The organism is Arcobacter sp. F2176, assembly GCF_004116465.1.
Taxonomy (GTDB): domain Bacteria; phylum Campylobacterota; class Campylobacteria; order Campylobacterales; family Arcobacteraceae; genus Arcobacter; species Arcobacter siniprincipis.
This window is the reverse complement of record NZ_PDJV01000025.1, coordinates 1-12563: the sequence shown is the minus strand read 5'-3', so window position 1 is coordinate 12563 and position 12563 is coordinate 1. Positions and strand designations below refer to the sequence as shown.

11 protein-coding genes are annotated in these 12563 nt (G+C 25.2%); all 11 read right to left on the bottom strand.

The window, feature by feature from the left end:
- Positions 1-6 precede the first annotated feature (6 nt).
- A complete protein-coding gene (locus tag CRU95_RS14890) occupies positions 7-783 on the bottom strand; it encodes a glycosyltransferase family 2 protein (RefSeq protein ID WP_129101914.1) in 777 nt (258 codons plus the stop codon).
- On the bottom strand, positions 783-1844 hold the full coding sequence (locus CRU95_RS14885; RefSeq protein ID WP_129101913.1) for a glycosyltransferase family 1 protein: 1062 nt from the start codon (positions 1842-1844) through the stop codon (positions 783-785). Before CRU95_RS14885 ends, CRU95_RS14890 begins: the two co-directional genes overlap by 1 nt.
- Positions 1845-2585, bottom strand: a complete 741-nt coding sequence (locus tag CRU95_RS14880) for a glycosyltransferase family 2 protein (protein ID WP_129101912.1) — start codon at positions 2583-2585, stop codon at positions 1845-1847.
- The gene (locus CRU95_RS14875; RefSeq protein WP_129101911.1) at positions 2570-3799 is read right to left on the bottom strand and encodes a glycosyltransferase family 2 protein; all 1230 of its coding nucleotides are present in this window, start codon (positions 3797-3799) and stop codon (positions 2570-2572) included. Before CRU95_RS14875 ends, CRU95_RS14880 begins: the two co-directional genes overlap by 16 nt.
- On the bottom strand, positions 3796-5736 hold the full coding sequence (locus CRU95_RS14870; protein ID WP_129101910.1) for a carbamoyltransferase C-terminal domain-containing protein: 1941 nt from the start codon (positions 5734-5736) through the stop codon (positions 3796-3798). Before CRU95_RS14870 ends, CRU95_RS14875 begins: the two co-directional genes overlap by 4 nt.
- Entirely contained in the window at positions 5729-6667 is a 939-nt protein-coding gene (locus CRU95_RS14865; RefSeq protein WP_129101909.1) for a class I SAM-dependent methyltransferase, read from the bottom strand. The genes CRU95_RS14870 and CRU95_RS14865 overlap by 8 nt, the downstream gene beginning before the upstream one ends.
- 10 nt (positions 6668-6677) lie before the next feature.
- Positions 6678-7886, bottom strand: a complete 1209-nt coding sequence (locus CRU95_RS14860) for an ABC transporter ATP-binding protein (protein ID WP_129101908.1) — start codon at positions 7884-7886, stop codon at positions 6678-6680.
- Complete coding sequence (locus CRU95_RS14855; RefSeq protein WP_129101907.1) at positions 7887-8648, bottom strand: ABC transporter permease; 762 nt, start codon at positions 8646-8648, stop codon at positions 7887-7889.
- Positions 8648-11116 (bottom strand): hypothetical protein, encoded by a 2469-nt coding sequence (locus tag CRU95_RS14850; RefSeq protein WP_129101906.1) that lies wholly within the window; start codon positions 11114-11116, stop codon positions 8648-8650. Before CRU95_RS14850 ends, CRU95_RS14855 begins: the two co-directional genes overlap by 1 nt.
- A 248-nt stretch (positions 11117-11364) precedes the next feature.
- The gene (locus tag CRU95_RS16995; protein ID WP_129101905.1) at positions 11365-11742 is read right to left on the bottom strand and encodes a GtrA family protein; all 378 of its coding nucleotides are present in this window, start codon (positions 11740-11742) and stop codon (positions 11365-11367) included.
- The coding region (locus tag CRU95_RS14840; protein ID WP_129101904.1) for a glycosyltransferase at positions 11735-12563 on the bottom strand (829 nt) is incomplete at its 5' end. The genes CRU95_RS16995 and CRU95_RS14840, both read right to left, overlap by 8 nt.

The following is a 12563-nucleotide window of genomic DNA, read 5'->3' as shown; positions in this document are numbered from 1 at the left end:
TTATTTCTATTTTTTAATCAAAAAATTATATAAATACCCTTTTATTATCTCCAATATTTTAATTGGATATTTTTTAAAGATTATAATGTGATTAACCTTTATCCCATTATTTCTAATAGCTCTAACAACTTCTATATTACACAAAATTTTACTTTTTAAGCCCCCAGTACTTAATCCTCCAATCCTCATTTTAATAATTGGCAAATTAATATAAGAAAATGACACATTATTAATATATAATAACCTAACAAACATCTCATAATCACTAGCTATAGTATAATCAGTTTTATAATATCCATATTTATTAAAAATATCTTTTTTTACAAAAAAAGTAGGATGAGGAGGCATAATACCATATGTCAATTGTTTGGGTGTGAAATTTTTTGCGCTATAATAACGTAATACTTTTTCTAAATTATTATTCTTAACATAAATTAAATCTGCAAAAACCGTATCAACCTTTTTTTTATAAAACTCATCTGCAATTCTTTGAATAACTAAATTATCAAGATAAAAATCATCGCTATGAATTAATCCTATCACATCACCAGTAGCTAATTCTATACCTTTATTTATTGCAGAATATAATCCTTTGTCTTGTTCACTTAATATCAAGTCAATTTTATCTTTATATTCATTTAATATTTCTATAGTTCCATCTGTACTTTGTCCATCAATAATTATATATTCTATATCTTTATATGTTTGACTTAATACAGACTCAATTGTACTTCTTATGGTTTTAGCTCCATTTAATACTACAGTTATTATTGTAACTTTCATTAGAACTTCTCACTCTTTAACTTTTTATAAAAAGCATATGTATCATCAAAACATTTATCCCAACTAAATTTTTTTGCTTGTTCTAATCCTTTCCTAATACAACTATTATATAAGTCATCATCTTGAAGTTTTAAAATTTCTTTTATAAAATCTTCTTCATTTATATTTTCAACTAACAATGCAGCGTCCCCAGCAACTTCAGGAATTGAAGATTTACTCATGCTAACAACAGGACACCCTGCTTTCATAGCTTCTATAATAGGAATACCAAAACCTTCGTAACTAGAAGGGTATAAAAGACAAAAAGCACTATTGTACAAAACATTTAAATCTTTTGTTGATATATTTTCATAGTGAAAGTATTCTATATTTATTTTTTCTCTTTCTTTCTCTTTTAAACTTCCTCCACCTATAATTACTAAAGAATAAACATCAAGTTTATTTGATATATTAACTACAAGATCAAAATTCTTATACCCTATTCTATCCCCCACATACAAAATATACTTTTTTTCTCTTAATTCTTTAAAAGTTTTATTTAAGTGATTTAATGACTTATCAAGAGGTTTAAATATATCACTCACTCCATTATAAATCACTTCTATTTTTTTTTCTAAAATATTCGGATAAAACTTTAAAAGATCTTTTTTAGTGTTTTCTGAGATACAAATTATACCATCACTTTTTTTAATAGCCCTACTTTTTTGCCAAGAATGAATATATTTGGCTAATCCACTTCTAAAATATTCATAAGTAAAATCATGCACTGTTATAACATTTATAATATCTTTTTGATTTGCTATTCGATAATAGCTACTATGAAAAATAGATTTAGCTGGAAGTTTTTTTCTAAAATCTAAATATCTACATATTTTGTAATTAATAAAAGATTCTTTTTTAACATCAATATTTAAGTCTTTCATAAAAATATTATCATTCTTATGTCCATAAAAATAAGTGTCATTTAATAAAGATAATCTTTTAGTTAGTTCACTCCAATAAACAGATATCCCACCTGCTCTTTGCAAAGAATAAATAATATTATCATAATATATTTTCATCTAACTCTTTACTCTTTTTATAAAAAGCTTAACAACTATTTTCATCATCTCACATATAATAAGATTAAGATAATATACATTTATCTTAAAACTTTTAGGTAAAATATTCCATCTACTAACAATACTATCAATTCTTTTTATATCAGAAACTCCACCAGCACTTATAGATGAAACTATTACCGATACATAGTTAAAAACATACTTATTTTTATAAAGATTATAAAACAACTCATAATCAGCAGTAATTGCATTTTTTATATTAAAGGGCTGAAGGACTAATATTTCTTTTTTTACAAAACAACTTTGATGTGAAAATACCATGCCCTGCCATATTTTACCAATTTTTTTTCCTCTTATTATTTTACTTTTATTCAAATATCTAATTTCATTATCACCATAAATAATATCAGCTTTTTTATCAGCTTTTTCAAATAATTCTTTTATACTATTTTGATTGAAAAATGTATCTCCACTATTCATAAAACATATCCACTTCCCTGAAGCTAACTTGACAGCTTTGTTCATCGCATCATATATCCCATCATCTTTTTCACTAATTAATATATCTATTTTGTCTTCATATTTATTAATTATATCCAATGTACCATCTATTGAACCACCATCAATAACTATATACTCTAGCTCAATATTTTGACTAATAACAGACAATATAGTTTTTTCTATATTTTGTCTATCATTTTTAACAACTGTTATAATTGATAATTTTAATTTATTAAGCATTCTCTCATTTCGTCTTCTGTATAAATATCACACATAATATATGTTGATGCATAATTTATCTTTCTATTAAATAATTTATTTTTTAAACCAAAAGCTTTAAATTCTTTTTTTAAAAAACTCAATTTTATATCAATATTCTTTTGACTTAAATTCTTTATTTGATAAATTAAAATCAAATTTTTATTCTTAAACTCTCTAATAATTTCATTTTCATTATTTATTACAACATTAACTTTTTGCCCCTTTAAATGACTTTGTAAAACCATCACAATATATGGATTATTTTCATTTTTATAATAAGGAATTGAAAGCTTAATATTTTGTTCTAAAAATGCCGAATGATGAACAATACCATAAAGATTTTGTTTATTAAAATTTTTATGATTATATATCATATTGTTAATTGATAAAAATCTATAAAATAAAGCTTTTAATCTCAATCTAATTTTTTCATTTATTAAATTAGAATTATTATATTGGGTCTTATATTCTCCTGACGAATATGAATAATATGCATAAGGCAATAAGGACTGCATATGAAGTTTATTTATCTTTTTTAATTCGCTTAACCTTACATCTCCACCTGTAGAAGTCTTTGTTTCTTCAAACTCTCTGTTTACTGCAAATAATTCTGGCTCATAATGAAACTTAGCTCCATGTTTTGCCATACGACACCACATCTCCCAATCGAATCCAAAATGAAAATCTTTTGTGAAGCCTTCACACTTATCATATATCTCTTTTCTCCAAAAACAAGCAGGTTGCATGATAAAATCTGTACAAGACCTAAGTCTATACTCATCATATGGCTCTATTTCAGTAAAATATCTAAAAAATTGTTCATCTTCACTTACAAATGTACAGTTTCCATATACTACATCTATATCTGAGTTTTCTTCAAATATCTTTGCTACTTTTTTAAAAGTCTCAGGATAGTAATAATCATCAGAATTTATATATGCATATATATCTCCTGTAGCATGAGTGAAGCCTTTATTTATTGCATCAGCTTGTCCATTATCAGGTTCAGAGATAAATACATCTATTTCACTTCCATAACTTCGTACCACATCTTGAGTACCATCTTTTGAGTTGCCGTCAATTACAATATACTCTACATTTGGGTAGTGTTTTTTGTTTTCTAGCACACTTTTTATTGTTGTATCTATATATTTCTTGTGATTATATGTCGGGGTTACGATTGAAAATTTCATTTAATTAATCCTAGTTTTTTTAATATTCTTATCAATATATTGTTTTTATATATTTTATTCTCTTTTAATAATTCATTTATTACGTTTTCTTTTTCTAATAAAGAAGTAGAATATTCTTGCAAAACTTTTTCTTTAGTAATTAATTGATTATTTAATAGTTGATTTTTACTTTCAAAATATTTTGCTAACTTCTGATATTGTTTTTCTTTAGGTTTATGTGAAAGCATTCTTTCTTTTACAAATAGAAATGCTAAATCTTTATTATCTTCATATTTAACTAATATATTAGCTTCTTTAAAAAACAGATAATCTAATCCAGAAATCAAAAAACCTTTTACAGCTTCATATGGAGTATTTATAATAGGTTCTTCATGTATATTAAAAGATGTATTGACAATACTTGATAATCCTGTCAAATCATTATAAGTATGTATCATTTTATATATAAACTTATCATCTTTGGTAATTATTTGTGGTCGTGCCGTATTATCAATATGAACAACTGCTGACATATTATCAGCCATCCATTTTGTACACTCACATGCTATAGTCATAAATTTCATCGCAAGTTTTTTATTTTCAAAATTTACATATGACTTATCTAAATATTCTTCAAGAGTCATTGGTGCAAATGGCATAAACTCTGTACGGTTGAGTTTTTTATTTAATCTATCATTTATTGTTTTGTCATTAGCTGGAGCTAAAATAGATCTTGCCCCTAATGCTCTTGGACCAAATTCCATTCTCAAGTCAAATAATGCCACTTCACTACCACTTGCTAAGATATTTGCAATTTTATTTGATGGATTCTCAACTACTTGATAAACAACTTTCAACTCATCTAAAACATTTAATATTTCATTCTCAGTATAACTATCACCTAAATACATAGTATTACAAAAGGTAGTGACCATATATTTATTATTCACAGCTTGTAGTGCAGCACCCAATGCTGTACCTTCATCACCCATCGGAGGAGCAACAAAAATATTGGCAAACTTAAAATTTTTAAAATCAGCAATTTTTTGGTTAATTTTTACATTTGCAAACAGTCCACCAGCTAAACATATGTTTTTATGTAGCATATTGTTTTCATACATATTTTCAATAATTTTCAATATATGATTTTCAGTAAAAAATTGTAAATTAAAAGCAATAGTTTCTTTATCAAAAATTTTAAATGATTCTTTAATTAAGGCAATTTTTTTACTATTTTTATGAAAAATAGGATTTATCTCTTGACCATAACTAAAAATCCATTCCAATGATGATTCTAACTCATCATATTTATTTACAAACCAATCAATAAGAATATTTGTACACCCTTCATCATATTTACCATATGCAGCAAGTCCTGTTATTTTACCCTCATGCTTATTTGGAGTAAATCCAAGCATAGCTGTTATTACAGTGTACAGTGTAGTAATTTTAGAATATATATTAATGTCGAAACCATCAATCAGCTTAATACCATCTTTTTTTGAGCAGGAATAAACACCACCAAAAATGTTAGTATTATACATTCCACCATCATATACCAAGCATACAGCTTCATCAAATCCACTAAGCCAAAAAGAACTAGCAGCATGTGCTAGTTCATGATCCATAAAACTTATATTTGAAAGAGGTAAGTTTTCTATAAATTTATAAAATTCTTCTTTGTGCTGAAAATCAACATCCCTTTGCACTTTTAATTTTTGTGGATGTACTTTACTAATATGTTTTTGTTTTTCAAAATTTTTATTGGTAGTAATAATAACTTCTTCAATTTCATTAAAATCTATATTTCTTAATAACTCTTCCGATACTCTTCCATCTTGTTTTTCTCGCGTAAATCTTTCTAAAGAACAAGCAGTTAAAATGTTACCTTGTTCATTTACAATAGCCATAGATGTATCGTGGAATCCACTATAGTTTATTCCTAATATTTTACTCATCTTTATCCTTTATACACAAAACACCTAAATCATTTTTAATAGTGTAGTTTGTAATATTTAATTTTTCACAATATTCTTTGATTTCCTCTTTTGAAACCCTATGCTGAAACTCTGGTGAAATATTATCAAAAATTCTAAAAGATACTGTCTTTAAAGATTCCAATGAAATTTTATATGAATATTTTTTTGTTATGAAAAAATAAACCCATAAAAAAGGTGCTAATATTTTTGATAAAATATATCGTGTTCTCTCTTTAAATAAGTAAGGTTTACCAAGCATATTACGCAATCTATCATAAGCACAATATTGATATGATGGATATATCCAAAAATACAATTGTCCATTATTATCTTTAAGTAAACCCCATAAACTTTTAATACTACCATACACACTTTTTGTATGATGTATAACTCCAGAAGAATATATATATTTAATTGAGAATTTTTTAATTGGAGGATTTAATAAATCTCCTTGAATTAAAAAAACATTCGGATATTTACTCATTATATTAGATAATTTAAATATATTATCACTAATATCCATTCCAATAATAGTAGCTTTTGGAGCATTTTGAGCAAGAACATTAATTAAATGTCCACTTCCCACGCCAACTTCTAAAATAGTTCCTTCAAAATCATGAATATTTTTAATATTAAATGCGTAACAAAAATGTTCTAAATAATCACTAGCTTTTAAGCCAAATACTTCATCTTCTTCATATTCTCCATTTTTATAATGTGTCCATTGCTCTGAGAAAGCTTTAGCAGTTATATTATTATTTAATGCATTATAACAAAATGCAGGAACTTTATTTATAATAGGATATTCTGAAGAACAATTAGTACATTCTAGAACTTCCTTTTCAATATTATCTTTAAGTTGGGAGTCACAATTTACACATTTGTATAAATCTAAAATTTTACTGTTCATATTATCCTCGTTATTCAAATTTAATTTTTGTATTTAATCCAACCATACCAATAAAAGGTGGTATAGAATTCTGATAATCAAAAAAAACTTTTACTATATTAATATTTTTATATTCTATAATAGGCATTATTTCACTATTACTTTTTCTATCAATAATATTTAAATCAAATGAATATTCACCACCTTCTAAGTTAAAGGGTACTGTGATATTTGCTAAAAATTTATTATAATCAAGAGTATATGTTATAGCTGTAATAAGTATATTATGCCTATTTTTCAGAACTAAGGAAATAGTTGGATCAATCAATTGCTCGTGAATTTTATAATCTATTTGAAATACTAAACTTTTCCCCAAATCAATATCTAAAGTCTCTATGCCATCTTGATTGAAAACTCTTAAAGAATATATGCTTGCCTTATCTTCATATACATCTGGATTTAAATTTTCTAATAAATTATCTTTTTTCAAATTATTAGTTTCACTGTTTATTGATAATTTATTATGTTGTAAATATAGCCTTGAAGCCTCATGCTTATCTCCAAAGTATATCTGTTTGCTATGATCTAGTAGTAAAACTCTATCAGACATATTTAGCACAGTATTTATGTCATGACTAACAAATAAAAATGCCACACCATTTTTTTTCATCTGCTCTATTTTAGCAAAACACTTTTGTTGAAAGAAAATATCCCCTACACTTAAAGCCTCATCTATTATAAATATATCTGGATTTAAATGCAAAAATAGACTCATAGCAAGTCGTACATACATCCCAGATGAGTAAGTTTTGATAGGCATATCAAAATACTCTTCCAGATCAGCAAAAGCTTCTATTTCATTCATCTTTGAGTTAATATAATTTATATCAAAATTCATTGTCTTCGATGAAGCGATAATATTATCCCTACCACTTAATTCAGGATTAAAACCAGTACCAAGTTCCAGAAGAGAAACGATATAACCATTTACAATATACTCTCCACTTGTTTTTTGCAATACTCCACAAAGTATCTTAAGCAATGTACTTTTACCACTTCCATTTTTCCCTATGATGCTTACAAACTCACCTCTTTTTATCTCAAAAGAGATATTATCTAATGAAATATGCATATCAAATCTTTTATTTATAAAAGGAATAATATTTAGTAATCTATCCTTATTACTATGATATAATTTAAAAGATTTTGTTAAATTTTTTACTGTAATTACATTATTCATCTATATACTATCCCTTATATCACTTTCGAGTCGTTTCAATGTAAATAAACCAATAAAAAACATACTTAATGAAGAAATAAGAATTATAATTAAATGCTTTGCATTAATCAAGTGGTCAAAAATCAAAACTTCTCTTATGGCATTAAAGTAATAAAATAAAGGATCATAAAATATCACCCATTGAAAATTCTTTGGAACTATATCCCAAGGATAAACAATAGGTACTATCCACATCATTATCTGTAAAATTATTCCAATAGCTTTTTCTATATCTCGAAAAAAAATATTGATACTAGCCAAAAACATACTAAGCCCCAAAGCAAAGAAAAAAAGGCAAATAAAAGGGATGATAGACAATAACCACTTCACAGAAAATGATATTCCATTTAAATACAAAAAGCCTATAAGCAAAAGTAAAACTATAAACATATTTAAAAACTGTTCAAGTACTTCTTTTGTAACATACACATAAAGAGGTATATTAAGTTTTTTAATAAGATAAACATTGTTAGAGATACTCAAAGTTCCTTGCAATATAGCATTTGAAAATACTATCCAAGGCAGTATAGCTACTGACAAATAAACCGTATATGACACATCATTGTTCGGGTCAATTCTTGGCTGTAAAATAGTTGTGAATACAAAACTATAAATAACTAAGAGCAAAAGTGGATGAATTATCACCCAGCTATAGCTTAGGAATGAACTCTTATAACTATTTTTGTAATCTGATAGGGTGTTTTTTAGAATGTAGTTTAACATTATTTAAATCCAAAGCTTTTCATATAAATTGAACTCTCTCTTTTGTCTTCAGGAGAAATAATATTCATATTTGAAAATTTCAAGTTTATACTAACTACTTTAGAAAAATTTATCGTGTTAGCTATGTTAACTTCTAATTTGTGTTCTCCCTTATCAACTATTTTTTCTTCTAACATTTTATTATCAATATAAATTTGAATTTTTTGATTATTAAAATACTCTGGTAAATTATAATCAAAATAAAATTTAGTATGTTTCTGCTTATCATATTGTAATTCTGTATTTATTTCATTTATAGCCCATCCATCTTCATAAATACCATTGATAGGTAATAATTCATTTTCTATCATCTCTTTAGTTGTAATTATTGATGGGATTTTATATTTCGAATTATACAAATCATCATCTATAAATGAAAATTGATATAAAGATATAACAATATCTCTCATACTAGGGTTTGCTTTATTTAAAAATGCAGTTAAATTATTAACATCAATTTTAGTTGATGGAGTATATTCAGCTACATAACTAAATTGTTGATTTTCTAAAGGTATAATATCATCTAAAACCACCCTAGTAAAAGTTCTATTTGCATTATCATAATATATTGTTTTTTTAGAATGAGTATTGTACAGTTTTATTTTTTCTATTGTATTTGATGTGTAATATCCACTATAAGTAAAAATAAATTTACTTTTATCTTTAGAAGGATTTATAATATAAAAATCACTACTATTAGACAAATGCCCAATTTCTCCAAAAGGTGTTATATCTTTAAAAAGATACCATGGAAAATTCATCAAGTCTTCTTTATACATAGAAGCTTCCATTAGATATGGTGATGTAATTCTATTAGGAATTATAAAGTTACTGATGTTTGACGATTGGACAATTTCGAAATTATCACTTTTATACTCATATTGACTGATATCATTAAATTCATTTAAGACATTACTTTTTTTTGTTTCTAAAATAAAATAATCTACAGAATTAGCATGATTATCTATATTAAGAGTAATATGTCCTGTTATATTGTATTTTCCACTACCTAGTTGCTTACCAATCAAAGGGATAACTTGCTCTTTACCTCTTAAAAAATAACTTATCCAATGTTCAAGTGCTAAATTTGTTACTGTAGTCGAAAAAACTTTATCTGTGTATTTATCATTCTGAAGCTCTTTTTGAATATTTTTAAATTCGCCACCTTGACTAATCATATCACCTTTAACTTCTCTCATAACTCCATTATCGCTTAGACTCATATACGAATATGTAAAACTCGTGACTAAATTCAAAATTATATATGGACTAACTACAGCATATAAAATCCATTTTCTTTCAATGTACCGTAAACCATAATAGAGTCCTATTATTAAATATGGTTGTATTAGAAAAGCTATTTTAAAAGTTGAAAAGTCTTTATTTTTAGCAAAAAATAGAATGAATAAACTTAGGTACATTATAAATGCACTAAACACTATTATATTTTCTTTATAATATGTCTTAATACCGATAATGACAAAAATCATTAATATTATTGAATAGAGTCCTAATATTAAATAAACTATGTCAGAACTAATAAAACTAAATACATTTAAAGAGAAATCATTCGGAGTTGTAAGTAAGCCAAATAACGAAATAAATCCAGAATAATTTAAATAATATGGAAATAATATTTCTCCTTCTTTGATATTACTTTGGAAACCATGTAAAATTTGCTCAATTAAAAATTTGAACATATCTATAAAGTAATAGTTTGTAAGTAAAACTCCCAATATAAAAAATAATGACAAAACTTTTCCAAAAGTCAGAAATGATTTTCTATTTAATCCTTTAAGAAGAAAAAATGAAATAATTAATGGTAATAAAACTACAGGTGTTATTTCTGGATATGTAATAAAAAGAACTAAAATTGATATTGTCAATCTAAATAATCTATTATCTTGTATGAAATTCTTAAACTCAAAAATTATCCAGAACGATAATACCATACCTACCGTTTGAGGAAACAATTGATAAAAGTACCCAAAATGAATTAATGCATTACAGCCTACCAAAAGTAGTAGTAAGATATTTGATTTAATTTTTGTGCCTAAAACCCTCAAAACCATCACTGGCAAAATAATTGCAAATATTGTATGGTTTACCATAAATAAGTTTCTTGTTTCATAACCAAAATATGATGGTATAACAGTACTGAATGCAGTAAAAAATTCTGTAAATATTCTTGTAACCATTGTATCACGCATTGATGATGATAATACAGAATCCATTATTGTATTATTATCCAATATTCTTGTTGTAATGTCATGATCTAAAAGCCAATTAGACATTACAGAATAAAAATAAAAATCAAAATTGTAAAAAGAATGAAATTCAAGTCCAAAATAAATCAATGGATATGCAATTACTAAGACCATGAACAACATAGAAGCAATTTCATATTTTGTATTTTCGAATCGTACCATCCGTATTTTATATTTAACAAATAAAACAATATTAATCACAAAAATGCAAAATACTATGTACCAAAATGATGTTAAAACACTAAATTTTAAAGTACTAAATACTAATGCTAAAGTGCCTATTAAGGAAAAGCCATAGAGAATTATTTTTTCAATATATACTTTCTGATTATCTAGCACATAAGATAAACTATAACCTGAGAAAAATAAAATTGCTAACACATAAAAAAATAAAATACTAAATTCCATTATTAATCTCCATTCTTAATAAAAACATACTTGTTATTGATATAAAAACTCAATAATGGTAGATATAATAAAGTTAAAAACTGTGCTAAATAAACATTCAGACCATAGAAGTCTACAGTTACTTTAAGATGTACGATATTTACAATATACAAAAGTAAATAAACTAAAAAGAATTTTAACAACTTATATAATGCTTTTTTATCATCGAAAACATACTTTGAAATCATTAAATAATTAAAGATAATAGCAATTACAAACGATAAAGTTAAAGTTACCTCTTTATTGTTAGAAAAATAAAAAATTAGAACAAATATTATATAACTAAATATAGTATTTAATACACCTACAAATATAAACTTAATAAATTTTGCATTAATCATTTTCAAAACCAATTTTATTATCAATTAGATATCTATCTCTATTTTTAACTTCGTCTAAAATTCTCCATATATACTCACCAATAATACCTATTGACAAAAGAATTAAACCTGAAAAGAATGTAATAAGTAGAACAATCGTTGTCCATCCTTTAACAACATCTTCACCTATTGTTTTGAAAAATAACCATTCAAAGAGTACAAATATAAAGTAAAACACACTTGCTATTGATGAACCAATACCTATTACAGATACTGCCCTTAAAGGTAAATAAGAATTAGATGTAAATATATCTATAAATAATTTAATTTTTTTATTAAAAGTCCATTGTGATTTACCTGCTTCTCTTTTTTTTCTTTCATAGTTTAAAAACTTATATTTAAAGCCAAAACTTAAGAGTAATATTGGCAGTTGCCCGTTTCTTTCTTTTACTTTTAAGACTTCCTTTGCAACTTTTTTTGTAAACATACAAAAATCATATCCACCTTGTGGAAAATTTTTATTGACATATTTATTTACTAAATAGTGAGTAAACATAGATAAAAACTTGCTTATTCCTTTATCTTTTCTAGCTTCTCGTTTTGCAATAACTAAGTCTTCATCTTGTTCAAGAAAATGTATCATTTCTAAAAACAACTCTATAGGATCTTGTAAATCAGCTGATATAAATCCTATAAAGTCTCCAGAAGCATGAGAAATACCTGCTTCAATAGCATAATTCTGCCCACAATTTTTTCTTAATTTGACAATTTTAAATAATTTTTTATCATTAGTACTTTGATACATTTCCAATAACATTTTATATGAATTATCAGTACTACCA

What these genes read in the sequence shown, in the direction of transcription:
- CRU95_RS14880 (WP_129101912.1), bottom strand. Translation starts at nt 2,585, where the DNA reads ATGCTTAATAAATTAAAATTATCAATTATAACAGTTGTTAAAAATGAT.
- CRU95_RS14875 (WP_129101911.1), bottom strand. Translation starts at nt 3,799, where the DNA reads ATGAAATTTTCAATCGTAACCCCGACATATAATCACAAGAAATATATA.
- CRU95_RS14870 (WP_129101910.1), bottom strand. Translation starts at nt 5,736, where the DNA reads ATGAGTAAAATATTAGGAATAAACTATAGTGGATTCCACGATACATCT.
- CRU95_RS14855 (WP_129101907.1), bottom strand. Translation starts at nt 8,648, where the DNA reads ATGTTAAACTACATTCTAAAAAACACCCTATCAGATTACAAAAATAGT.
- CRU95_RS14885 (WP_129101913.1), bottom strand. Translation starts at nt 1,844, where the DNA reads ATGAAAATATATTATGATAATATTATTTATTCTTTGCAAAGAGCAGGT.
- CRU95_RS16995 (WP_129101905.1), bottom strand. Translation starts at nt 11,742, where the DNA reads ATGATTAATGCAAAATTTATTAAGTTTATATTTGTAGGTGTATTAAAT.
- CRU95_RS14860 (WP_129101908.1), bottom strand. Translation starts at nt 7,886, where the DNA reads ATGAATAATGTAATTACAGTAAAAAATTTAACAAAATCTTTTAAATTA.
- CRU95_RS14865 (WP_129101909.1), bottom strand. Translation starts at nt 6,667, where the DNA reads ATGAACAGTAAAATTTTAGATTTATACAAATGTGTAAATTGTGACTCC.
- CRU95_RS14850 (WP_129101906.1), bottom strand. Translation starts at nt 11,116, where the DNA reads ATGGTACGATTCGAAAATACAAAATATGAAATTGCTTCTATGTTGTTC.
- CRU95_RS14890 (WP_129101914.1), bottom strand. Translation starts at nt 783, where the DNA reads ATGAAAGTTACAATAATAACTGTAGTATTAAATGGAGCTAAAACCATA.